The sequence below is a fragment of the Streptomyces sp. NPDC025793 genome (assembly GCF_055558375.1).
Genome location: NZ_JBVHMR010000006.1, coordinates 69,909 through 92,799, shown reverse-complemented (window position 1 = coordinate 92,799; position 22,891 = coordinate 69,909). Strand labels below are relative to the sequence as shown.

The following is a 22,891-nucleotide window of genomic DNA, read 5'->3' as shown; positions in this document are numbered from 1 at the left end:
CGCTCGCGCCTCAGCGTCTGCGCTCCGCGCCCTCGGCGCCGAGTGCCCAGGCGCCGAAGGCGGCTCCGGCGGTCTCGAAGTCGAAGATCACATGGGAGGCCGCGGTGTTGACGTCCCGCCAGAACCGCTGGAGGGGGTCGGTCTCGAAGTGGGACGTGGTGCCGCCGGCCTTGAAGATCCGGTCGACGGCCGACACCAGCAGTCCGACCGCCAGCGCGAGGTCCCGCGGCCCGCGTACCGCCGCCTCGCCCTCCCGGGCCTGCTCGACACCGTCGGCGACGCGGGCGGCCCGCTGCATGAGGAGCTCGGCCGCGTCCACCTCGCCGGCCGAGCGGGCCAGCTCGATCTGGACCGGCGGCTTCTCCCGCACCGGGGCGCCGCGCCGGTCGACCCGCCGCATGGTCTGCTCGGCGCCGACGCGCAGTGCCCCGCGGGCGGCACCCAGCACGGGAACGGCGAGGGGCAGGGCGTTCAGGGCGTCCACGGGGACGGTGTGGCAGCGGGCCTCGGAGGCGGTCGCCCGGCCCGCGTTGATGTCGAACCTCGACAGGGTCCGGTGCTCGGGCACGAACACGTCGTCCAGGGCCATGGTGTCGCTGCCGGTCCCGCGCATGCCCATCGTGAACCAGGTGTCCCGCACCATGATGTCCGCCCGGGGCACCGCGAAGAACCGCACCTCGGGACGTCCGTCGGGACCCATCTGGCCGTCGGGTACGGCGGAGCAGGCGAAGACCCAGTCCGCGAAGCGCACCCCGCTGATGTACCGCCACTCGCCGCTCAGCCGCCAGCCGCCGGAGGCGGGCTCGGCCTTGCCGGCCGGCATGAGCGCGCCCGCCATCAGGGCGTTCGGACCGTCGGCCCAGATCTCGGCCTGTCCCTCCAGGGGCAGGAAGGCCCCGTAGCGGGCCGCGTACGCGGACAGCGAGGCGGCCCAGGCCGCCGAGGCGCAGCCCTGGCCGACCAGGGTGACCGCCGCGGTCATGTCCGTGAAGCGGCCGTCCGCGCCGCCGTACGCCGCGGGGACGAAGTGCCGGGCGAACCCGGCCTCCCGCACCGCCTCGACCGCCTCGGGCGCAAGCCGCCGGGCGGCCTCCGTCTCCTCGGCGCACCGCGCCGCGATCTCCGCCACGCGCGGCGCGCCGGCGACGACGTCCGCCACCAGCGGCCGCTCGGCCACGATCGTCGTTGTGCTGTCGCTGAGCATGCTGTTCGCCACCTCCACTGGGGGATGGCCGCAGTCTCTCCGGCGGAGCCCGAGACAGGCCGCACCCAAGCCCGGGACCGGCCCGTCGATCACCCGACTGGCTTCACATCACACCGCCGATCCGAGCTCCGCACCCTTCTCCAAAATACCCCCCGGGGTACCCGTGCTACTGTCGAACACATACCCCCGGGGGTAATTCACGCCACTGGAAAGGAGTGCCCGATGTTCTTCGTCGACACGATCGAGGTGCCGGGGCTGGGCAACCGCACGTACCTGGCGGGCGGCGCGCACACGGCGGTGGCGGTCGATCCGCCGCGCGACATCGACCACGTGATCGCGGCGGCGGCCCGGCGCGGTGTGCGCATATCCCACGTGGTCGAGACGCACCTCCACAACGACTACGTCACCGGCGGCCTCGAACTGGCCCGGCTCACGGGCGCCGCCTACCTCGTCCCCGCCGGCGCCCGGGTCGCCTACGCGCGCGTGCCGGTGCACGACGGCGACCGCCACGACATCGACGCCGACGCGGGACTCGTCCTGCGCGCGCTGGCGACGCCCGGCCACACCCCGCACCACATGTCGTACGCCCTGGAACAGGACGGCTCGGCGGTCGCGGTGTTCACCGGCGGCTCCCTGCTGATCGGCACCGTCGGCCGCCCCGACCTGGTCGAGCCGCGCCTGACGCGGGACCTCGCCCGGGCCCAGCACGCCTCCGCGCACCGGCTGGCCGCAGAGCTGCCGGACGAGACGGCGGTGCTGCCCACACACGGCTTCGGCAGCTTCTGCGCGTCGAACCGGACGGGCCGGGCGGGCGGCGACGGCACCACGATCGGCAAGGAGAAGACGAACAACGCGGCGCTCGTCCGTGACGTCGACACCTTCGTCGCCGAGCTGCTGGCCGGTCTGGACGACGTCCCCGCGTACTACACGCACATGGGCCCGGCCAATGCCGACGGCCCCGCCCCGGTCGATCTGACGCCGCCCGCGGTGGCCGACGCCGACGAGATCGCCGCGCGGCTCGCCGCCGGGGAGTGGGTCGTGGACCTGCGCCACCGTGTCGCCTTCGCCGCGGGGCATGTCGCGGGCTCGTTCAACTTCGAGGCCGACGGACAGCTCGGCATCTACCTGGCCTGGCTGATCCCCTGGGGCAGGCCGGTGACCCTGCTGGCCGACTCGGCCGAACAACTCGCCGCCGCGCAGCGGCAGTTGGCACAGGTCGGCATCGAGCGCCCGGCCGCCGCGGCGACCGGCGACCCGGCGCACTGGGTGGCCGAGGGCACGGCACCGGCGTCCTTCCCGCGGGCCACGTTCACGGATCTCGCCGGGCGTTCCCGGGACGGCGTCGTCGTGCTGGACGTCCGGCGGGCCTCCGAGCGCGCCGGCGGCTTCGTCGCGGGCTCGGTGCACATCCCGGTCCACACACTGCGCGAGCGCCTCCACGAGGTGCCCGCGGGGCAGGTCTGGGTGCACTGCGCGGGCGGCATGCGCGCCGCCATCGCCGCGTCACTGCTGGACGCCGGGGGCCGCGACGTCGTGGCCGTCGACGACTCCTTCGCCTCGGCCGTGAAAGCCGGGCTCACCGGGCAACAGAAGTGAGAACCACGATGAGTTTCTTCACAGGACACCCCGGCGCCCCGGACCGGCCGACCGTGCCGGCGGCAGCCGAGCGCACCGGCCACAGCGGGGCCGACGCGGGCGGGATCGTCGCGTGAGTGCCGTGCTCCTCGCCCTGGCCGCCGGGGCCGCCATCGGTCTGACGCTCGGGGCGCTCGGCGGCGGTGGCAGTGTGCTGGCCGTCCCCGCGCTGATCTACCTGCTCGGGTTCACTCCGGTCGCGGCCACCACGGCCGCGCTGGTCATCGTCTCCGTCACCTCGGCGACGGCTCTGTCGGCACATGCCCGCGACGGTCATGTGCGCTGGCGTACGGGGCTGCTGTTCGCGGCGGCGGGCATCGGCCCGGCCATGCTGGGCGGGGCGCTCGCCTCCCGCCTGCCGGCGACCGTGCTGACCGTGGGCTTCGCCGTCGTGGCGGGCGTCGCGGCACTGCGGATGGTGCGCCGGCGCGCGCCCGCCGAGGAGGCGGCCGCACCGGTACGGCCGGGCCGGGCGGCGGCCGCGGGGGCCGGGCTCGGCGCGGTCACCGGCGTGCTCGGCGTGGGCGGCGGCTTTCTCGCGGTCCCGGCGCTGGTGAGCGTGCTCGGGATGCGGATGCGGACGGCCGTGGGCACCAGCCTGCTCGTCATCACGGTCAACTCGCTGGCCGCGCTGGTGACGCGCGCCGGTACGGCGAGCGGCCTGGACTGGGGCCTCATCGGGCCCTTCGCCGGGGCGGCCGTCCTCGGCGCGTGGGACGGCAGGCGTCTGTCGGCGAAGCTCCCCGCGCGCACACTGCAACGGGCCTTCGCCGTGATCCTGCTCGCGGTGGCCGGCTTCATGCTGGCCGACGCGGTGCTGTGACGGCCCGCCGCGCACGCTGGTGCGGGGACCGCCGAGAGCTCACGCCAGGGACAGGAACAGCTTCTCCATCCGGGCGCGCATCGCCTCGGCGTCCTCGCCGTTCTTCCGGCCGGACTCGATGTCGGCCACGCACTGCTGGAGGCCGGTGGCGATGATCGCGAACCCGGCCCGGTCGAGCGCCCGCGAGGCGGCGGCCAGCTGCATGACGACATCCTCGCAGTCCCGGCCCTCCTCGATCATCCGGATCACCCCGGAGATCTGGCCCTGCGCCCGCCGCAGCCGGTTCAGCACGGCCTTCAGGGACTCGCCCTCAAGCTCCAGCTCCACGATCAACTCCTCAACCGAATACCCCTAGGGGTAACTGTACGTCCCCTCGCGGGACGACGACGCACCGCAGACGAACAGCAAAGGACCGGCTCCGCCATGACCAGCCCCCTCTCCCCCGCCGCCCTCGGCACCGACCAGGCCGCTGCCCGGTTGCACGAGTTCACCGTCATCGACGTCCGCACCCCCGGCGAGTACGCCGCCGGCCATCTGCCCGGGGCTCTGAACATCCCCGTGGACCAGCTCCGGCACGCGCTGCCCGAACTGCGGCACGCGACCGGGCGCGGCGGCCTCCTCATGGTGTGCGCCTCGGGCGCCCGTTCCGGCAACGCCTGCGCGTTCCTCGCCGGGCAGGGCATCCCCGCGGCCACGCTCACCGGTGGCACCACCGCCTTCGCCGCCGCCGGACACGACCTGGAGCGGCCCGTGGCCTGTGACGCGCGGTCCGGCTGGGCCATGGAGCGGCAGGTGCGCCTCACCGCGGGCACGCTGGTCCTGCTGGGCCTGCTGCTCGGCCTGCTGGTCCACCCGGCCTTCGCGCTGCTGTCGGCGGGCGTCGCCGGCGGCCTGGTCTTCTCCGCCCTGACGGACACGTGCGGCATGGCGGTCGTCCTCGGCAAGCTGCCGCACAACCGGCCGCGCCCCGCCGACCTCGCCACCACGCTCGCCGCCCTGCGCGCCCGCTGAACCGGGGCGCGCGGCCGGGCAATGCACCTCACACGGTTCGACCATGTTTCAGGCAACGTGCGCCGTTTTCACACATCGCCGACGGGTGAGGGGTCACACTCGGTGGCGGAGGGGGGACGAGTGCGGCGGCGGTCGCACCATCCCGACGTGTCGCGCCGCCCGGGGGAAGGCGGCGAGCAAACCAGCAGGGGGATGCATGACGCAGTCGCTTCCAGGCCGACACCCCGCCGCCGAGCGGGCGCAGGCCGGGCGCGGGGAGCTTCCGGTCGTCGTGGTCGGGGCGGGGCCGTACGGGCTGTCCGTGGCCGCGCATCTGCGGGCGGCCGGGGTGCCGGTGCACATCTTCGGGGAGGTGATGGGCAGTTGGCGGCATGCCATGGCCACCGGGATGTTCCTGAAGTCGACACCGGCGGCCACCGATCTGTCCGCACCCGGGCCGGGCGCCCGGCTCGCCGACTTCCGCCGGCTCCAGGGCGAGCCGGAACTGACCGAGCTGACGCCGATCCCGTGCGACGTGTTCGTGCGGTACGGGCAGTGGTTCCAGAAGCAGTACGTCGGTGACGTCGACCCCACCCGGGTCGTGTCCCTCGACCGGGACACTACGGGCGCGGGCTGGACGGTCCGGGCGGCGGACGGGCGGGACGTGGCCGCCCGAGCCGTCGTCGTGGCCACCGGACTGAACGGACTCGCCCACATACCCGACCAGTTGAGCCGGCTGGCCCCCGACGGTGCCGGGCCCGGGGCTCTTGTGTCACACACCAGCCACCACACCGACCTGTCCTGCTACGCCGGGCAGCGGGTCGCCGTGATCGGCGGCGGTCAGTCGGCACTGGAGAGCGCCGCGCTGCTGCACGAGGCCGGCGCCGAGGTGCGGGTGCTGGTCCGGGAGGGCCGGGTGCGGTGGGGGGCGACGCCCGTGCTGTCCCGCCCCTGGCCCCGGCGCCTCGCCCAGCCGGCCTCGCCCCTGGGCACCGGCTATGTGCTGGCCGCGGTGTGCAAAGCCCCGCACGCCGTACGGCAGTTGCCCGCCTCCGCGCGGCTCCTGCTGTTCCGGCGCGCGCTCGGCCCGTCGGGCGGCTGGTGGCTGCGGGACCGGGTCGAGGGCGTCGTACCGGTGCACACCGCGAGCCGCGTCACGCACGCCGAGGTGACACCACAGGCCACGGTCCGGCTGCGGCTCACCGGGTCCCACGGTACGTCCGATCTCACCGTCGACCACGTCCTCGCGGCCACGGGCTACCGGCTCGACCTGGACGCGCTGCCGTTCCTGTCCCCCGCGCTGCGCCGGGAGCTGGTGTGCGTACCGGGTTCCAGGGCCCCCGAGTTGGCGGGCACGCTGGAGTCGTCCGTACCCGGGCTGTACTTCACCGGGTCGCTCGCGGCGCCGGTGTTCGGGCCCATGATGCGGTTCGTCGCCGGAACGGAGTTCGCTGCCTCCCGCATCGCCCGGGACACCCTGCGCCGGATCCGGGCCGCCCGCTGACCGCGGCAGCCGCGCGGGCCGGACGCCGGACGCTACCCCCGCCGCTCGCCCGGCCGGTGATGGCCGCAGCAGAGGTGGAAGCGGGCGTGCGCGGGGCGCACGCCCGCTTCCACGTGCGCGACCGTCGCCGCGCACTGGGCCCGCTGTGCGTCGTCGACCATCTTGTCGCTGTCGGAGGCGGCGTTGGCGAGGCCCGCGCAGCACAGGGTCAGCAGCAGGGCTCCGCCGGCGATGGGGAGGGTCCGGCGGGGCGGGGGCGGGCCGAGCAGGGCGCGGACCCGCTGGGGCACGGCGCCGCCGGTGACGGCGAGCGCGGGCGGGGTCGACCTGCGGGAGGAGGCGGCGAGGGCGGCTCGGCCCACGGCGCGGGCGACGACCCTGCGGCTGCCGACGTGCGTCGCCGCCTCCTCGTCGGCCCAGCGTTCCAGGACGTACCCGCCCGCGTCGGCCAGGGGTCGCAGCAGCGGATTGACGGCCGCGGCAAGGCGCCAGAGGGCCTGGAACAGGTGGTGCCGGCCGCGCAGATGGGCGCGTTCGTGCGCCAGCAGCGCCTCGCGCTCCTCGTCGTCCAGACAGCGCAGCATGCCCCGGGAGACGACGATGCGGCCGGGCGCTCCGGGCAGCGCGAAGGCCTGGGGCACATCGGTGTCGACGACGGCCAGCTCGCCGTCGCCGGGCACGCGGGCGCACTCGCGCCGGGCCCACAGGAGATGGCGGACCTGCCGTACGGCGGCGAGCACCAGGGAGACGCACCCCGCGACCAGGACGAGGGAGCCGGCGACCGCGACGGTGAGGTGGACCGGGTTCTCGGCCCGCAGGACCGGCACCGACCAGCGGCCCTCGGCCGCCACCTCGGGTATCTGGGCGATCCCGGCGAAGGCCAGCAGCGCCAGCGAGCCCGTCCAGCCGACGGTCGTCACGAGCGCGGTGCAGGCCAGGGCCCAGGCGGCGGGGCGCGGGGCGAGCCGCCGGGCCGGCCGGGGCGCGAGGACGCTCAGCACGACCGTCACGACGAGCGGGACGTAGACGCTGATCAGCACCGGCTCACTCCCCCGCCGTCTCAGTGTCCGGCGCCGTCGCGGCCGGGGTGGCCCTCGGGCCCGGACAGCAGATGCTGGAGCAACTGCTCGTCGCGCTCGGACAGTTCGGAGACGAAGCGGGTCAGCACCGCCTCGCGGTCGGAACCGCCCTCCAGGAGCGACTTCATGCGGTGCGCGGTGTGGGAGGCCTCGTCGCGGGCCGGCTCGTAGGCGTAGCCGCGGCCGGCGCGGTGCCGGACGAGCATGCCCTTGTCGTACAGCCGGGACAGGATCGTCAGGACGGTCGTGTAGGCGAGATCGTCCGGCAGCCCCGCCAGCACCTGGCGAGCCGTCAGCGGTCCGTCCGCGGACCAGAGGGCGGCGAGCACATTGCTCTCCAGTTCGCCGCGCGCCCGCCTGCCGGGCGTGCCGCCATCCCTGAAGCCGTTCACCGTTCGCCCTTTCGTTGCCTTGCCGCAGTCCAGGCTACCCGGCGGTCTCCTACTAGTTGTAGGAGGTATGCTCCGGGCTTTGAAACAGGAACTACTACAACTTGTAGTTTCGTATTTCCTTCACCTGCGCAGAGGACAGCCCATGGCCAATCCCGGACGTATGCTGCCGAGGCCCGCGCCCGCGGGCGTCCCGCCGGTGCCCCGCGACGCGACCACGGCCTCGCGCCGCGTCGCGATCGTCTCGGCGAGCGTCGGCGCCGGCCACGACGGCGCCGCCGCCGAACTGGAGCGCCGCCTCGTCGCGGACGGCTTCGTCGTCGACCGGCACGACCTGCTGGACCTGCTGCCCGCCGGTCTCGGCCGCGCCGTCCGGGACGGCTACCACCGCATGCTCGTCGCCGCCCCCTGGGCCTACCAGCGGCTCTACGCCGGGACCGAGCGCGCCGGCGGCAGCGGTCCTGCGGCGCGGGCCCTGCTGCGCGCCGCCGAGGAGCGCGTGCTGCGCGCGCTGCACCCGGACGCCGGCGCGGTCGTGTCCACGTACCCGGGCGCCAGCCGCGTGCTCGGCAACCTGCGCCTGGCCGGCCGCCTGGCCGTCCCGGTGGTCACCTACCTGACCGACTTCTCGGTGCATCCGCTGTGGGTCGCGGACGGCGTGGACGTCCACCTCGCCGCCCACGCGGTGCCCGCGACGCAGGCACGCGCGGCCGGAGCCCGCGACGTGCGGGTGCGCGGACCGGTCACCGACCCCCGCTTCCGCCCCGGCGACCCGCTCGAACGCGCCCGCGCGAGGGCTCGGTTCGGGCTGCCGGAGCACGCCCCGCTGGCCCTGCTGGTCGCCGGGTCCTGGGGAGTGGGACCGGTCCGGCAGGTCGCCGGAGAGCTGCGCGACTGCGGGGCCGCCGCCCCGGTCGTGGTCTGCGGTCGCAACGAGGCCCTGGCACGGCAGCTGCGGGCGGACGGGATCACGTACTCCTACGGCTGGGTCGACGACATGCCCGGCCTGATGCACGCGGCGGACGTGCTGGTGCAGAACGCCGGCGGGCTGACCTCCCTGGAGGCGTTCGCCGCGGGCCTGCCCGTGGCCAGCTACCGCTGCATACCGGGCCACGGACCGGCCAACGCCGCCGCCCTGGACGAGGCGGGCGTGGCCGTGTGGATCCGGGACCCGGCCGACCTGAAGGGTGCGCTGGGCGAGCTGGTCGGCGGCCCGCTGGGGCAGCGGCAGCGCGAGGCAGGGCTCGCCCTGTTCGCGCCCGTCCCGGCCGACGGCCCCGCGGCCGAGATCGCCCGCCTCCACCGCCCGGGCCCGCCGCCCCCGCCGCCGGGACCGGGCCGGCGGCGGCGGTTGCGCACCCGGCGGCTCGCGGTCACCGGCGCCGCGGCCTGCGCGGTGTGGGCAGGCGCCGTCGGCACCGGGGCCGTGACGACCTACGACGGACCGGCGCTGATGCGCACCCTGGGCCACGGCCTCGACCTGGACCGGCTCGCGCCGGCGTTCACCGAAGAAGGGCACCACTCGTGACGACCTCCCGCCCCCTGCGCACGGCCGCACTGGCCGCCGTGCCCGCCGCCGCCCTTGCCGCGGTGCACTGCGCGCCCGTCGTCTCCACCTTCGGGCCCCTGCGCAACCGCACCATGCCGCGCCTGTCCGGCCGGGGCCGCGCGGACCACATCGCCCTCACCTTCGACGACGGACCCGACCCGCTGTCCACGCCGTTCTTCCTGCGGTTGCTCGACCGGCGCGGAGTGCGCGCCACCTTCTTCCTGCTGGGCAGCGAGGCACACCGCTCCCCCGGCGTGGTGCGCGAGATCGCGGCGGCCGGCCACGAGATCGGCATCCACGGCTGGCTGCACCGGCCGCTGCTGCTGCGCGGCCCGCGCGCGACGTACGACGACTTCGCCCGCGCCCGCGACACGGTCGCCGACATCACCGGAACGCCGCCGACGCTCTTCCGGCCGCCGTACGGGGTCATGTCCACGGCAGCCCATGTGTCGGCCCGGCGCCTCGGACTCACCCCCGTGCTGTGGACCTGCTGGGGCGAGGACTGGACGGCACGGGCCACGCCCGAGTCCGTCCACCGGACGGTGACGGCGGACCTCGACGGCGGCGGCACGATCCTGCTGCACGACTCGGACTGCACCTCCGCCCCCGGCGCCTGGCGCTCGGCTCTCGGCGCGCTGCCCCGTATCCTCGACACCTGCGCGGAACGGGGCTACGAGGTCGGCCCGATCCGCGACCACGGGTGGCCGGGCCTCGCCACGGTGCCCGACGTTCACCCTGCCGGTGCCGGTGCCGGTGCCCCGGGCAGCTCCGGCCGTTAGACACGGGGAACGCCGCGCGCGTCCCCACTCGTCCTGATCAGTTCACGGATCGTCCTCATGCTTTGCATGCCTGTCGTCACCCTCATGGAGGCTCGGGGTCTATGACCACACCCACGCATCTCGCCGCGCAGCTGGCCGTCAACGTGCTGGACGCCCATTCGCTGCTGGCCGCGTTCGGCGTCCTCGGCGTCGGCGTGGTGATGTTCGCCGAGACAGGGCTCCTCATCGGCTTCTTCCTGCCCGGGGACACACTGCTGTTCACCGCGGGCCTGCTCTGCACGGGCTCGTCCGACCAGGGCCTGCACCTCTCGCTGGGGCCCCTGCTGGTCTCGGCCGCGGTCGGCGCGCTGGCCGGCGCCCAGGTCGGGTATCTCCTCGGCCGCAAGGCGGGCGGGGCCCTGCTCGCCCGCAGCCGCTCGAAGAAGCTGCGCGAGGGAGCGCAGCGGGCCGAGGAACTGCTGGAGCGGTACGGACACGCGAAGGCCGTCGTCCTGGCCCGCTTCGTACCGGTGGTGCGGACGGTGCTCAACCCGATGGCGGGCGCCCTGGGCGTGCCGGTGCGGACGTTCACGCTCTGGCAGGTCGTCGGCGGGCTGGTGTGGAGCCTCGGCCTCACGCTCGGGGGATACGCGCTGGGGTCCTCGATCCCGAACGTCGACCGCTATCTGCTGCCGCTGGTCGCCCTGATCGTGGTCCTCTCGCTCATCCCGCTGCTCGCCGAGGTCCTGCGCGCCCGCCGGGCGACGCGCGCGCAAGAGGAGCGCTGACCGCTGCGCGGGAGCGGCGCGAGGCACCGTCCGCGAATCCGTCGTGCCTCGCCGCCCCCATGCCGGGGGGCGGCTGTTCTCAGCCTGCTCTTACCCGCTGGGACGAAGCTGGTGACGTACCGGGGCCGGCCCGCGGCCTCCGGGACGGAAGGAGACGGAAGGAGAAAGACATGTCCGGCTTCCGGCACGGGCTTCTTCCCCGCGCGCTCGTTCCCCTGGCGTCCGTCGGGCTGCTGTCCGCGGGCATGGCCGCACCCGTCGCCGCGGCCGGGCCGGCCCACCGGGTGGACTGCCGGGTCACCCGATGTGTCGCCCTGACCTTCGACGACGGACCGACCCCGTACACCGCCCCGATCCTGGACACGCTGCAACGAGCGCACGTCCCGGCCACGTTCTTCCTCATCGGGCCGCACGCGCTGCACTACCGGGCGGACGTGCTCAGGGAGTACCGCGCCGGCGACGCCATCGGCGACCACACCGTCACCCACCCGCATCTCACCCGTCTCTCGCTCGCCCGGATCGAGTACGAGATCGGCACCGCCGCACGGCAGATCGCCTCCGTCACCGGGCAGCGGCCGACGCTGCTCCGGCCGCCGTTCGGGGCGTGGGACGCGCGGGTGCGGGCGGCAGCCGCTGCGGAGGGCATGTCGGTGATCATGTGGAGCGTCACCGCCCGGGACTGGAAGTTCCACGATCCGCCGGTCATCGAGCACCGGGTGCTGAGCCGGGTACGGCCGGGCGCGATCGTCGTCCTGCACGACCGGTACGCCACCACCCCGTCGGCCGTCCCCACGATCGTCCGCGCACTCCGGGCCCGCGGCTACCATCTGGTCACCGTCCCCCAACTGTTCGGCTCAGCAGGGGACTTGATCCCCGGCCAGGTCTATCGCCACGGCCCCTGAGCGCCGCCCGCAGCCAGGTTCAGCGGTGCGCGGCGGGCGGACTCGGGGCTACTGCGGATCGACCGGGCCGGCGGTGCTGCGCAGGGTGCTGATCATCTCCTGGACGACCGGGCCGGCCGGCGGTCGCAGCCGCTCCCCGCCGCTGGGGGTGAAGAGGCGCTCCAGGACCGCGTCACCGGCGAAGTCACGCAGGTGTTCCGGGAGTTGCAGGGTGTTCTGCCGGCTCATCGGATTGATCTGGACCTGCTCGAACCACCTGACCAGCGTCTGCCAGGACTCCGGATCGACGCTCAGCACGTGGAAGAAGCCGCGGTGCAGCGTGCGGATGATGAGCAGCGCCGCCAGCTGGAGGCGGTACTCCCGGTCGATCCGGCCGGCCGGCAACTGGGCGCGGGAGACGGCCAGTGCCATGTTGAAGACGTTGACGTAGCGCTTGAGCCGGCGCGGATTGGCGCCCAGGCCGCGCTGGAGCAGTTCCCAGAAGAGGGGGTCGTCCGCCAGCTCCGAGACGTAGGGCGTGAAGGCCTCGCGGAGGGTGCCGAACCCCACGTCCGGGAGGAAGAACGGCAGTTGGACGATCTTTTCGAGGTAGGCCATGCCGGAGGCGACCTCGGCGGGCGCCCCTTTGAGGGACTCGCCGAACTTGTTGGTGGCGATCGCCGCCAGTACGTCGACGTCCATGGCGAGGACGAAGACACACTGCGACTGCGCCAGGAAGAGCTTCAGCGACTCCAGCACCGTCATCGCCGACTCGGGGGTGCAGCGGTCGAGGTCGTCCACGAAGACCACCAGCCGCCCGTCCTCGCCGACGAACTCCCGTACGGCATCGGCGAAGTCCGTCTCGAAGTGGTTCACCTGCCGGTACTGCTCCGCGTCCCCCTCGGACAGGCCCTTCAGCAGGTCGTCGACGTCCTCGCGCTTGACGACGCCGCCGGTGCCGAGCGCCGCCGCGGCGCCCAGACCTGCACGGACCGAGAGCCAGGTCGCGGCCTTGGCCAGCCGGACGGCCTTGTCCCGGAGGGTCGGCACCTGTTCCATCTCGGCGAGGATGGTGTGCAGCAGTGCGGCCCAGACCTCGACCTTGCGGTCGTACTTCCAGGGGTTGAACCAGATCGTCCGGGTGGCACCGGCCTCGAACCGCCGCTCCCACAGCCGCAGGAAGCTCGACTTGCCCGCACCCCAGGAGCCGAACACGCCGACGGTCAGCGGCAGCGGTGCGGCCTGCTCCACCGCCGCGTGCAGGACGTCGACGTACGGGCCGAAATGGAACGAGTCGTCCTGCGGGCCGATGACCGGGTTGTCGGTGAGGGGACGCAACGAGGCTGCTCCTGTCTGCGGAAGTCACCTGCCCCGAGGGCGGGTTCGGCTGCCCAGTCTGTCAGGAGAGCTGGAGATCCGGCGCCCCCTTCCCACGGCACCGGCGGGCGGGAGGGGCCGGGCAGCGGCCGGTTCCGTCAGACGTTGACGCCGAAGTCCTGGGCGATGCCGCGCAGGCCGGAGGCGTAGCCCTGGCCCACCGCGCGGAACTTCCACTCGGCGGCGTGCCGGTACAGCTCGCCGAAGACCATCGCGGTCTCGGTCGAGGCGTCCTCGGAGAGGTCGTAGCGGGCGATCTCCTGGTCGTTCGCCTGGTTCACGACGCGGATGAACGCATTGCGCACCTGGCCGAAACTCTGGCCCCGGACGTCGGCGTCGTGGATGGAGACGGGAAAGACGATCTTGGCGATATCGCCCGGCACGGCGGCCAGGTTCACCTTGATCGACTCGTCGTCGCCCTCGCCCTCACCGGTGAGGTTGTCCCCCGTGTGCTCGACCGATCCGTCGGGGCTCTTGAGGTTGTTGTAGAAGACGAAGTGCTGGTCGGAGACCACTTTCCCGGAGGCGTCGCAGAGCAGGGCGGAGGCGTCCAGGTCGTAGTCCGCGCCCGTGGTGGTCCGGACGTCCCAGCCCAGTCCGACCACCACGGCGCTCAGGCCCGGTGCCTGCTTGCTCAGCGACACGTTGCCGCCCTTGCCCAGGGAAACTCCCACGACTCGTCCTTCCGACTGCGGTCCTTGTCCGTTCACTGGGTTGAACGTCCTGCTCACCGTCGCGGTTCCATAATTTGCGCAAAGGTTGAACCGTCGCGGGGTCAGGCACCGGTCGGGGAGCGCAGGGGGCCGCGTCAGTGCGCCGCGTGGTTCTCCGTCGCCGGTGCGGTGGTCTCCGTCGCCTCGGACGCGCCCTTGGCGAGGCGGGGGGCCGGCGCAGGGGTCGCGGCCGTGCCGGTGTCCTCGGCGGGAGCGGCGGCGGGCGCGGGGGCGTCGTCCTCCTTCATGGCCTTGGCCTCGCTCTTGAGGATGCGCATGGACTTGCCCAGGCCTCGGGCCGCATCCGGCAGCTTCTTCGACCCGAACAGCAGGATGATGATGATCGCCACGACCAGCAGGTGCCAGGGTTCCAGTCCGTTGCGGAGCATCGCGCCCACCCCTCTCTAGATTGCCTTTTTGCGCAACTGTACAACCGTGTCCGTGCCGCGTCCCCGGGCGGGCGCCGGAGATCGGCAATCGCTTTCAGTCCGCGCCGACCGCCTTGCCCGCCTTGGCCCAGTTCGCGTGCAGACGGTCCAGGTACGAGCGGGCCTGGCTGCCGGGGCTCGCGCCGCGGGCGAAGGCGAGCATGTTGCCCGCGCCCGCGTTGTAGCCGAGCGCCAGCAGGTCGTCCTTCGAGTAGGCGGCGGTCCGGTCGGCGGGCAGCTGGTCCGCCAGGTCGTGCAGGTACCAGGCCTCGGCCTCGATCGCGAGGCCGCGGTCGTCCGGCAGCTCGTCCCAGCTGCGGCGTGCGAAGTCCCGGCCCTGTTTGACCCCGTCGAAGGTGGCCCGGTGCATGTTCGCGATGCCGAAGGCCGCGTCCGGCTTGTACTTCTGCCAGGCCCGCTCGAAGGCCGGGTCGTGCGGTTTGTAGGCCTCGTTGTAGAGGATCGCCATCAGCAGCTGGGCGCTGACGCCGGTCTGCCGGGCCCGGGTGCGGACCTGTGCGGCGTACTGGGCGGGGTCGTACGACGAGGCGGCCGAGGGAGTGGAGGTGGGAGGCGAGGCGCCGGACGAGGGGGTCGGCGCGGTGGCCGACGCCTTCGCCGGTGGCGGGGTGTCGTCGCCGTCGTCGTCGCCGCCGAAGAGTCCCGCGGCGCGCAGGACGACGTACAGCGCCAGGGCGAGGACCGCCACGGCGAGCCAGCGGTGGCGCCTCGGTCGCACGGAATCCGGCATGCCCGTCCCCTCCGGGAGTCGGCCGCGCACGCCGATGCGACCACCTGGCGGATCGGCCGGCGCACACGCGCCGGATCAGTTTAGGCACCGCCCTCCGGCAGCCGGTCGCGCAGCACCGTGTCCATCGTGACCGGTTCGCGGCCGAGGAGGTCCGGCAGAGCCGGGTCGGCGGCGCCGAACTCGCCGGCCCGGCTCGCGGCGAATATGCCCAGCAGCTGGTCGGCGACCTCGACGGGGGCGCCCTGCCCCACCATCTGCTCCCGGAACCGCTCGTCGGACACGACGGTCCTCTTGACGGCACGGCCCGTCAGTTCGGTGGCGAGGGCGGCGATGTCGGCGAACGTCAGGGCCTGACCGGCGGTGAGCGACGGCGTGGGACCGTCGAAGCGGCCCTCGTCGGCCAGGACGACGGCGGCGGCCTCGGCGAGGTCGTCGTGCGTGGTCCAGCACACGGGCCCGTCCTCCGGGAGGGCGATCTCGCCGGTCTCCAGGGCGGAGCCGAGGAACAGCAGCGCGCTGGCGGCATGGAAGCCGTTGCGCAGCGAGGTGAACGGCACGCCGCAGGCGCGCAGGGCGGACTCGGTGGCGGCGTGGTCGCGGCAGGCCTGGAAGTGCGAGGTGGCCGAGGCGCCCATCTGGCTGGTGTAGAGGATGCGGCGGGCGCCTGCCGTGACGGCCGCCCCGATGGCGCCGCGATGCTCCCGCACGGTCTCCTCGCCCATTTTGTCGACGGAGACCAGGAGCACCTGGGTGGCGCCCTCGAAGGCGTGGGCGAGGCTCGCGGGATCGGTGAAACTGCCCTGCCGTACCCGAACTCCGCGGTCGGCGAGGGCCTGCGCCTTGCTCGCGTCGCGGACGCTCACGCCGACACGCTCCGCGGGGATCCGCGTCAGCAGTCGGTCGACGACACGGCGTCCGAGGTGTCCGTTGGCTCCGGTCACGATGATCACGATGCACTCCGGAAGGTAGGGGTTCCAGTGGAATCACATTGACGATACCACCGACACTAACGAAGGAAACAGAAATTCGATATCGTTGATACATGCCGTCCTCCTCGCACAGCAGAAGCGGTGCCGCCGCCGATCCCGCTCCCGCCTCCCCCGGTCACGAGCAGCCCCGGCAGCGGATCGTCGAGGCCGCGATCGGCCTGCTGGAATCCGGGGGCCGCGACGCGGTCACCACCCGTGCGGTCGCCGACGCGGCGGGCGTCCAGCCGCCCGCCATCTACCGCCTGTTCGGCGACAAGGACGGGCTGCTGGAGGCGGTGGCCGAACACGGCTTCGCCACGTTTCTCGCGTCCAAGCGCGTCGACCCGCATCCCCCGGACCTCATCGAGGACCTGCGGGCCGGATGGGACCTCGCGGTCGAGTTCGGACTGACCCATCCCGCGCTCTACACGCTGATGTACAGCGAGCCCTCGGCGACCGCGTCCGCCGCCTACCGGACCGGCATCGAGATCCTGCGGGGCCGTATCCGGCGCCTGGCCGCCGGCGGCTGGTTGCGCGTGGACGAGGAACTGGCGGCCGCGATCATCCATGCCACGGCACGCGGCGCGGTGCTCACCTGGCTGTCCCTGCCCGAAGGCTCCCGCAGGTCCGCCCTGTTGACGGCCCTGCGGGAGGCCATGGTCACCGCCGTCACCCACGCGGAGCCGGCCGTACGGAAGCCGGGCCCGGCCGGCGCGGCCCGGGCCCTGCGCGCCGCGCTCCCCGACCAGACGGCTCTCAGCGGCGCGGAACAGCACCTCCTGCGCGAGTGGCTCGGCCGCCTCGCCACCGAGGACTGAGGCGCCGCGACGCTGCGACGCAGGACGGCCGTACCTCACCCGCACCCTCATGCCGGACGACCGCGCGGCGCCACTGACGGTCACCCCCGCCGGGCGGCTCAGCCCCGGCCGTCAGTCGCTCGCCGCGGACTCCCGCCAGGTGGCGGCCCGTTCGCGGGCGACATCGCGCAGCAGGCCGAGGAAGACCTCGACGAGCGGGCTGAGCGTCGTGCCGGCCTGGGCGACCGCGTGGATCTCGCGGCACGGTCGCGGCCGGACGGGTTCGCGGTGCGTGGTGCCCGGTGTGTCGGTCGGGGCCAGGCGCGAGACCAGGGCCACGCCGCTGCCCGCGCCGACCAGGGCCTGGGCCACGTCGTAGGACTCCGTCTCGAAGCGCACCCTGGGCCTGAAGCCTGCTTCGCCCGCGGCCCGGTCGAGCTGGTCCCGGGCCGAGTGACCGGCCAGGATCGCCACCCAGGACGCATCGCGCAGCCGCTCCAGACGCAGCGGGCTGCCCGGCGCTGTGCGGGCGCCCGGCGGATGGTCGTCGGGCAGGACGACGACCATGGGGTCGTGCAGCAGCCGGTGCACGCGCACGCGCGGCGGCAGTCCGGGGGCGGCGCCGAAGAAGGCGACGAGCGCCAGGTCCAGGCGGCCTGCGGTGATCTCGCCCAGCCCGCAGTCCGACGCGAGGTCGACCACGGAGACGTCGGCGTCGGGATGGCGGTGGCGCAGGGCGGTGGCGCAGGGCGGTCCGCGCCGGTGGCACCAGGTGCAGCGCGGCGGCCTGGAAGGCGCCGACCCGCAGGCGCAGGGACAGGTGGCCGAGCAGCGCCCCCATGTCCGTGGCCGCCTGCTCCGCCGCCGCGTCGACGGTCCGCCCGGGCACGGCGAGCAGGGCGCCGGCCTCGGTGAGGGGCGCGCCGCGCTGTCTCGGTTCGTCACGGCGAGCGGCCCGTGCTGCTTGCCCTGGGGGTGGCGGTCGCCGCCGGAGTGTGACGCGGCGCCGGGGTGACCGGTGGACCGGGCCCTGTCGTCACGTTCCCGTCCGCTCGCGACGCCTGGCACGCCCTTCGGGCGACGACGGGGAGGCGACGACAGCGCCTAGCGGGCGTTCGGGCGGGCGAGCCCGTGGTCGTAGGCGAAGATCACGGCCTGGATGCGGTCGCGGGCGCCGATCTTGGCCAGGACGCGGCCGACATGGGTCTTGACCGTGGACTCGGACAGGACGAAACGGGCGGCGATCTCACCGTTGGTCCAGCCCTTGCCGACGGCGACCAGGATCTCGCGCTCGCGGTCGGTGAGGGACCGCAGCCGGGCGTCGTCGGTGCCGTCGCCGTCGGGTACGGGACCGTAGCGGGCGAACTCGTCCAGGAGGCGGCGGGTCAGGGACGGGGCGATGACGGCGTCACCGGCGGCGACGGCGCGGATCCCGGCGAGGAGTTCCTCGGGACGCGCGTCCTTCAGCAGAAAACCGCTGGCCCCGGCCCGGAGCGCGGCGTGGACGTACTCGTCCAGGTCGAAGGTGGTCAGCACGAGGACCCGGGAGCGGTCGCCTGCGGCGGTGATGCGCCGGGTGGCCTCGATGCCGTCCATGCCCGGCATGCGGACGTCCATCAGGACGACGTCGGGGCGCAGCTCGGCGGCCTTGCGGACGGCCTCGCCGCCGTGCGCCGCCTCGCCGACGACCTCCGTCTCGGCGACGGCGTCGAGGAGCATGCGGAACCCGAAGCGCTGCAGCGGCTGGTCGTCCACGACGAGCACGGTCGTCACCGGTCACCCCTCTCGGGGGTCAGGTCGAGGGTGGCCGCCACGGCCCAGCCACCGCCGGGCGCGGGTCCGGCGCTGACGTGTCCGCCGTAGAGCGCGGCTCTCTCTCGCATGCCCACCAGGCCGTGTCCCTCCTCGTTCGGCGGTGCCGGGTGCCCGGCCGCCGGTCCGTCGTCCCGGACCCGGACGAGCAGGCGGGTGTCCTCGACGACCACGGACAGTGTCACCCGGGTGTCGGCTCCGGCGTGCTTCAGGGTGTTCGTGAGGGCCTCCTGGACGATGCGGTAGACCGCCAGCTGCACCCCGCTGTCCAGGGCGTCCACGTCGCCGACGGTCCGGTAGACGACGTCCAGGCCGGCCGTGCGGACACCGTCGCACAGCGTCGGGAGGTCCGCGATGCCGGGCTGGGGACTGAGTTCGGGCGGCCGGGGCGTGTCGTCGTCCGGGTCCTCGCGGAGCACGCCGAGGACGCGCCGCAGCTCGCCGAGGGCCATGCGGCCGGTGTCACCGATGAGTTCGAGCGCCTGCTTGCCGCGCTCGGGGGCCGCGTCCGTGGCGTACGCGCCGGCGTCGGCGAGAGTGATCATGACGGAGAGGTTGTGTCCGACGATGTCGTGCATCTCACGGGCCACCCGGGCGCGTTCGGCGGCGGCCGCGAGCCTGCTGCGCTGGTCGCGCTCGATCTCCAGGCGGGCCGCGCGGTCGCGCAGCCCGGCGAGCTGGGCCCGGCGGATCCGGACCATCAGCCCGAGCGCCAGGGCCGCGATCGTCATGCTGAGCAGGACGAACAGCGCGTCCCATACGGACACCGCCGCCGACGCGCGGAGCGCGACCAGGATGACGGCGGCGGCCATGACCCCGCCGGCCCACGGCCACTGCCGCGGTCTTCCGTGCAGGGTCAGGCTGTACAGGGCGATGAACAGGGCGACGTCCGCGTGCAGTACGGCACCGAGGGACCACTGGACGACGAAGACGGCCGCGACGGCACCGAAGGCGGCCATGGGGCGGCGGCGCCGCCACAGCAGCGGCAGCACCAGCCCCGCCTGAACGGCCAGCACGGCGGCCCGGGGAAGCTGGGTGAAGGCGAGCCGCAGGCGGCGGGGGGCGTCGCCGTCCCCGGTGTGCCCGTGCAGCAGGTCCGGCAGGCAGAAGAGCAGGAAGACGACGACCACCACCGCGGTGTCCAGCACCCAGGGGTGGGCGCGGTCGGCCTGCCGCAGCCGCTGCCCGGCCCGGGAGATCCGGGCCAGCAGCGGCCCCATGCCGCCGATGTCGTCGGTGGTGGTCGTCAAAGGTGTCACCTGCCCATGGTGCAGGGCGGTCAGACGTCGCTGCGCACCAGCCGGTACGCCGCACCGGCCAGCGCGAGTGCCGTCCAGCCGAGGAAGACCAGCAGCCCGGCCGTGGGCGACAGGGTGGTGCTGTCGTGGGTGAGGGCGAACATCGACTCGCCGGCGTTGCTCGGCAGGTACGGGTTGATGTTGTCCTGCCAGGAGCTGGGCAGCAGCGAGATCAGGCCGGGGATCAGCATGAGCGTCGCCACCAGAACCGAGATGCCGCCGGCGACGGAGCGCAGCAGCGCGCCCAGGGCGGCGCCGATGACACCGACCAGGCCGAGGTACAGCCCGGCGCCGAGCAGGCTGCGGGCGACGCCTGCGTGCGAGAAGCCCATCGCGGCGGGCGTGCCGGAGATCATCCCGCTGCCGATCCCGAAGGTGACGAACGCTCCCAGGGTCGCCACCACGAGCGCGACGAGCCCGTAGACGGCCGCTTTGGACCACAGCACGGGCAGCCGGCGGGGTACGGCGGCGAGCGTGGAGCGGATCATGCCGGTCGAGTACTCGCCCGCGGTGACGAGGACGCCGAGGACGCCGAGGGCGAGCTGGGCGAAGTGCGTACCGAAGAGGGACAGGCTGACGGCGGTGGAGCGGGCGAAGTCCCCGTCCATGTGGTGGCCCGAGTCGATGTTGGACTTGTAGCGGGCGGAGGCGATCAGCCCGAACGCGACCATGAACAGCAGGGCCAGGCCGAGGGTGATCCAGGTCGACCGCAGCGTCCAGAGCTTGGCCCACTCCGAGGAGAGCACGCGTCGGCCGGTGACCCGGTAGGCGGGGCGGGCGGGAGCGGTGGCGGGTGCCTCGGCCTCCGTGGTGGTCAGGGTGCTCATGCGGGCCTCCCGGCGGCTTCCAGCGTCTCGGCGGCGGTGGTGGAGCCGTGGTATTCGACGGCGTCCCTGGTCAGGTTCATGAAGGCCTCCTCCAGCGAGACCGTCCGCGGGGTCAGCTCGAACAGCGCGATCCCGTGCTCGGCCGCCGTCGACCCGATCTCACGGGCGCTCAGGCCGGTGACCTGGAGTTCCTCCGAACCGATTCGGCCGGTGATGTCGACGCCGGGCCCGGCCAGGACGTCCCGCAGCCGCGCCGGGTCGCCCGTGACGACCTTCACGGCGTCGCCGCCCGCCTCCGCGATGAGGTCCGGCACGGTGGTGTCGGCCAGCAGCCGGCCGCGCCCCACGATGATGAGGTGGTCGGCCACCAGGGCCATCTCACTCATCAGGTGGGAGGACACGAACACGGTCCGGCCCTCGTCGGCGAGCGCCTTGAGGAGGTTGCGGATCCAGAGCACGCCTTCCGGGTCCAGTCCGTTGACCGGCTCGTCCAGCATCACCGTCTGCGGGTCGCCGAGGAGCGCGGCCGCGATGCCGAGCCGCTGGCCCATGCCGAGGGAGAAGGCTCCGGCGCGCTTCTTCGCCACGCTGCCGAGACCGGCGAGGTCGATGACCTCGTCGACCCGGCTGCGGGGAATCCCGTGGGTCAGCGCGAGCGCGCGCAGATGGTGGTAGGCCGAGCGGCCCGGGTGGATCGACTTCGCCTCCAGCAGCGCGCCGACCTCCTGAAGGGGCGCCTGGTGCCGGGCGTAGGGCCGGCCGTTGACCGTGACCGAGCCGCTGGTCGGGGCGTCGAGCCCGACGATCATGCGCATGGTCGTGGACTTCCCGGCGCCGTTGGGGCCGAGGAAGCCGGTCACGGTACCGGGTTTGACGGTGAAGTCCAGCCCGTCTACGGCCGTCTTCTCGCCGTACCTCTTGGTCAGCTGCTGTGCCTCGATCATGCGCGTTCTCTCTGTCGGACGCGGCGCCCGCCGATAACCGCCGGGGCTCACCGCCCACGCTAAGATCCACACCCCCCGGATCCGGTGGTACCGGGGACTGAACCCGGCCCGGGGCGTGGTACCCGGGTACTACGCCCGCCGCCCGCACGCGGCTCGGGGGCCCCGATGCCGGTGCCGGCCTGGTCCGACACGGCCGGCTCCGCGGCCCGGACCGACGCGCTCGACGCCCGTCAAGGCCGTCCGAGAGCAGCGCGCCCGCGCAAGTACAAGGCCCGGACCCCCTTCCGATACGCGTCCGGCGCGGGATACCCCTGAAGGGTCGGCAACAGGGGCGGCAAGTGCCGCGAGGAGAGGAACGGGCCATGGGCGACGAACAGTTACGGGACGGCTGGTACGTGGACGACCGCTGCACGAACTGCGACGTCGCCCGGCAGCTGGCCCCCGGCCTGATCGGCGAGGTCGACGGCCGCTCGGCGGTCCTGCGCCAGCCGCGCGACCGGGACGAGGTGCGGCGGATGCACCTGGCCGCGAACGCGTGCCACACCCGGTCCGTGCGCCCTCCGTCCGGACGGCTGGACGCGGCCCAGGATCCCTTCCCGCTGGCCCTGGACGACGCCGTGTTCCTGTGCGGGCACAACTCCCCGCGCACCGCGGGCGCCAACTCCTACCTGCTGCGCCGCCCCGACGGCACCGCGATGCTGGTGGACACCCCGCGCTGGAGCACGGCGCTGGCCGATCGCTACGAGGGACTGGGCCGTGTCACCGACGTCCTGCTCACCCACCGGGACCACGTGGCACACGGCCGACGGTACGCCGACCGGCTCGGCGCGCGGCTGTGGATCCACGAGGGCGACCTCGACGCGGCGCCGGACGCCGACCGCGTGCTGCGCGGCACCGAGCCGACGCAGATCGCCGACGGCGTGACCGCCTTCCCGCTGCCCGGACACACCAGGGGCAGCGTGCTGTTCGTCGCGGACGAGCGGTACTGCTTCAGCGGCGACAGCTTCTACTGGTCGCGCGGTACCGGGGACATCGAGGTGGCCGAGACCGTCACCTGGTACTCCATCGGCGAGTTGGCGTCCTCGCTGGCCCGCACCGTCGACCGGCTGCGCTTCGAGTGGCTGCTGCCGGGCCACGGCGACCGATGCCACCTCCCGGCCGACGACATGACGGCACGGCTGCGCCGCCTGGCGGCACGCACCCGCGAACTGCGGCCCCAGCCCATCGACTTCACGGCGGTGCGCTGGTGACCGCGACGTGAAGGGGAGTCCTGGCGGGGCGGGGCGGGCCCGGAGGACAACCCAGTGGGGAACCAGCCCGGAGGTGGTGGTTGCGGCCCCGGGGGGCCGGTGGGGTCCCGGGACCCGGCCCGGCAC

The 22,891-nt window shown here is 73.9% G+C and carries 24 protein-coding genes; 10 read left to right on the top strand and 14 right to left on the bottom strand.

Annotated features, from left to right (window positions below):
* Nucleotides 1-10: 10 nt before the first annotated feature.
* Nucleotides 11-1,204: an acyl-CoA dehydrogenase family protein gene (locus ACZ4MF_RS14735; protein WP_467492374.1), complete on the bottom strand. Its 1,194-nt coding sequence runs from the start codon at nt 1,202-1,204 to the stop codon at nt 11-13.
* A 222-nt stretch (nt 1,205-1,426) separates the two neighbouring features.
* Between ACZ4MF_RS14735 and ACZ4MF_RS14730 the strand changes: the two genes are divergently transcribed.
* The gene (locus ACZ4MF_RS14730; protein WP_467492373.1) at nt 1,427-2,800 is read left to right on the top strand and encodes a rhodanese-like domain-containing protein; all 1,374 of its coding nucleotides are present in this window, start codon (nt 1,427-1,429) and stop codon (nt 2,798-2,800) included.
* 112 nt (nt 2,801-2,912) lie between these two features.
* Nucleotides 2,913-3,662: a sulfite exporter TauE/SafE family protein gene (locus ACZ4MF_RS14725; protein WP_467492372.1), complete on the top strand. Its 750-nt coding sequence runs from the start codon at nt 2,913-2,915 to the stop codon at nt 3,660-3,662.
* A 39-nt stretch (nt 3,663-3,701) separates the two neighbouring features.
* On the opposite strand, the gene ACZ4MF_RS14720 is transcribed toward ACZ4MF_RS14725, so the two are convergent.
* Nucleotides 3,702-3,989, bottom strand: coding sequence for a metal-sensitive transcriptional regulator (locus ACZ4MF_RS14720; RefSeq protein WP_356024145.1), 288 nt, complete (start codon nt 3,987-3,989; stop codon nt 3,702-3,704).
* Between the two features lie 96 nt (nt 3,990-4,085).
* Between ACZ4MF_RS14720 and ACZ4MF_RS14715 the strand changes: the two genes are divergently transcribed.
* Together ACZ4MF_RS14715 and ACZ4MF_RS14710 are read left to right on the top strand one after the other, a co-directional pair.
* A complete protein-coding gene (locus ACZ4MF_RS14715) occupies nt 4,086-4,673 on the top strand; it encodes a rhodanese-like domain-containing protein (protein ID WP_467492371.1) in 588 nt (195 codons plus the stop codon).
* Nucleotides 4,674-4,869: 196 nt separating this feature from the next.
* Nucleotides 4,870-6,156, top strand: a complete 1,287-nt coding sequence (locus ACZ4MF_RS14710) for an FAD-dependent oxidoreductase (RefSeq protein ID WP_467492370.1) — start codon at nt 4,870-4,872, stop codon at nt 6,154-6,156.
* A 32-nt stretch (nt 6,157-6,188) separates the two neighbouring features.
* On the opposite strand, the gene ACZ4MF_RS14705 is transcribed toward ACZ4MF_RS14710, so the two are convergent.
* Together ACZ4MF_RS14705 and ACZ4MF_RS14700 are read right to left on the bottom strand one after the other, a co-directional pair.
* Nucleotides 6,189-7,196, bottom strand: a complete 1,008-nt coding sequence (locus tag ACZ4MF_RS14705) for a M56 family metallopeptidase (protein WP_467492369.1) — start codon at nt 7,194-7,196, stop codon at nt 6,189-6,191.
* 20 nt (nt 7,197-7,216) lie between these two features.
* Nucleotides 7,217-7,627, bottom strand: coding sequence for a BlaI/MecI/CopY family transcriptional regulator (locus ACZ4MF_RS14700; RefSeq protein WP_467492368.1), 411 nt, complete (start codon nt 7,625-7,627; stop codon nt 7,217-7,219).
* Between the two features lie 142 nt (nt 7,628-7,769).
* Here ACZ4MF_RS14700 and ACZ4MF_RS14695 point away from each other — a divergent pair, with 142 nt between their 5' ends.
* The 4 genes from ACZ4MF_RS14695 to ACZ4MF_RS14680 all read left to right on the top strand — a co-directional run bounded on the left by ACZ4MF_RS14695 (nt 7,770) and on the right by ACZ4MF_RS14680 (nt 11,621).
* Nucleotides 7,770-9,152: a glycosyltransferase gene (locus ACZ4MF_RS14695; protein ID WP_467492367.1), complete on the top strand. Its 1,383-nt coding sequence runs from the start codon at nt 7,770-7,772 to the stop codon at nt 9,150-9,152.
* The gene (locus ACZ4MF_RS14690) at nt 9,149-9,952 is read left to right on the top strand and encodes a polysaccharide deacetylase family protein (protein WP_467492366.1); all 804 of its coding nucleotides are present in this window, start codon (nt 9,149-9,151) and stop codon (nt 9,950-9,952) included. Before ACZ4MF_RS14695 ends, ACZ4MF_RS14690 begins: the two co-directional genes overlap by 4 nt.
* A 101-nt stretch (nt 9,953-10,053) precedes the next feature.
* A complete protein-coding gene (locus tag ACZ4MF_RS14685) occupies nt 10,054-10,719 on the top strand; it encodes a DedA family protein (protein ID WP_362820105.1) in 666 nt (221 codons plus the stop codon).
* Nucleotides 10,720-10,889: 170 nt separating this feature from the next.
* Nucleotides 10,890-11,621 carry a polysaccharide deacetylase family protein gene (locus tag ACZ4MF_RS14680; protein WP_467492365.1) on the top strand — a complete coding sequence of 244 codons (732 nt, stop codon included), beginning with the start codon at nt 10,890-10,892 and terminating at the stop codon, nt 11,619-11,621.
* A 48-nt stretch (nt 11,622-11,669) separates the two neighbouring features.
* On the opposite strand, the gene ACZ4MF_RS14675 is transcribed toward ACZ4MF_RS14680, so the two are convergent.
* The 5 genes from ACZ4MF_RS14675 to ACZ4MF_RS14655 form a co-directional block, all read right to left on the bottom strand.
* A complete protein-coding gene (locus ACZ4MF_RS14675; RefSeq protein WP_467492364.1) occupies nt 11,670-12,938 on the bottom strand; it encodes a KAP family P-loop NTPase fold protein in 1,269 nt (422 codons plus the stop codon).
* 137 nt (nt 12,939-13,075) lie between these two features.
* Nucleotides 13,076-13,651: a TerD family protein gene (locus ACZ4MF_RS14670; protein WP_467492363.1), complete on the bottom strand. Its 576-nt coding sequence runs from the start codon at nt 13,649-13,651 to the stop codon at nt 13,076-13,078.
* Between the two features lie 134 nt (nt 13,652-13,785).
* Nucleotides 13,786-14,079, bottom strand: a complete 294-nt coding sequence (gene tatA, locus ACZ4MF_RS14665; protein WP_467492362.1) for a Sec-independent protein translocase subunit TatA — start codon at nt 14,077-14,079, stop codon at nt 13,786-13,788.
* A 94-nt stretch (nt 14,080-14,173) separates the two neighbouring features.
* Nucleotides 14,174-14,869, bottom strand: a complete 696-nt coding sequence (locus ACZ4MF_RS14660) for a lytic transglycosylase domain-containing protein (RefSeq protein ID WP_467492361.1) — start codon at nt 14,867-14,869, stop codon at nt 14,174-14,176.
* Nucleotides 14,870-14,949: 80 nt separating this feature from the next.
* Nucleotides 14,950-15,819 (bottom strand): NmrA family NAD(P)-binding protein, encoded by an 870-nt coding sequence (locus tag ACZ4MF_RS14655; protein ID WP_467492360.1) that lies wholly within the window; start codon nt 15,817-15,819, stop codon nt 14,950-14,952.
* A gap of 92 nt (nt 15,820-15,911) precedes the next feature.
* Here ACZ4MF_RS14655 and ACZ4MF_RS14650 point away from each other — a divergent pair, with 92 nt between their 5' ends.
* A complete protein-coding gene (locus ACZ4MF_RS14650; RefSeq protein WP_376288139.1) occupies nt 15,912-16,655 on the top strand; it encodes a TetR/AcrR family transcriptional regulator in 744 nt (247 codons plus the stop codon).
* 111 nt (nt 16,656-16,766) lie between these two features.
* Here the strand turns inward: ACZ4MF_RS14650 and ACZ4MF_RS14645 are convergent, their stop codons facing one another.
* The 5 genes from ACZ4MF_RS14645 to ACZ4MF_RS14625 all read right to left on the bottom strand — a co-directional run bounded on the left by ACZ4MF_RS14645 (nt 16,767) and on the right by ACZ4MF_RS14625 (nt 21,515).
* Complete coding sequence (locus tag ACZ4MF_RS14645; RefSeq protein ID WP_467492359.1) at nt 16,767-17,579, bottom strand: LysR substrate-binding domain-containing protein; 813 nt, start codon at nt 17,577-17,579, stop codon at nt 16,767-16,769.
* A gap of 159 nt (nt 17,580-17,738) precedes the next feature.
* Entirely contained in the window at nt 17,739-18,407 is a 669-nt protein-coding gene (locus tag ACZ4MF_RS14640; RefSeq protein WP_467492358.1) for a response regulator, read from the bottom strand.
* Nucleotides 18,404-19,666, bottom strand: a complete 1,263-nt coding sequence (locus ACZ4MF_RS14635) for a sensor histidine kinase (protein ID WP_467492573.1) — start codon at nt 19,664-19,666, stop codon at nt 18,404-18,406. The genes ACZ4MF_RS14640 and ACZ4MF_RS14635 overlap by 4 nt, the downstream gene beginning before the upstream one ends.
* A 59-nt stretch (nt 19,667-19,725) precedes the next feature.
* Nucleotides 19,726-20,571: an ABC-2 transporter permease gene (locus ACZ4MF_RS14630; protein WP_467492357.1), complete on the bottom strand. Its 846-nt coding sequence runs from the start codon at nt 20,569-20,571 to the stop codon at nt 19,726-19,728.
* Nucleotides 20,568-21,515: an ABC transporter ATP-binding protein gene (locus ACZ4MF_RS14625; protein WP_467492356.1), complete on the bottom strand. Its 948-nt coding sequence runs from the start codon at nt 21,513-21,515 to the stop codon at nt 20,568-20,570. The genes ACZ4MF_RS14630 and ACZ4MF_RS14625 overlap by 4 nt, the downstream gene beginning before the upstream one ends.
* A 362-nt stretch (nt 21,516-21,877) precedes the next feature.
* Between ACZ4MF_RS14625 and ACZ4MF_RS14620 the strand changes: the two genes are divergently transcribed.
* The gene (locus ACZ4MF_RS14620) at nt 21,878-22,765 is read left to right on the top strand and encodes an MBL fold metallo-hydrolase (RefSeq protein ID WP_467492355.1); all 888 of its coding nucleotides are present in this window, start codon (nt 21,878-21,880) and stop codon (nt 22,763-22,765) included.
* Nucleotides 22,766-22,891 lie beyond the last annotated feature (126 nt).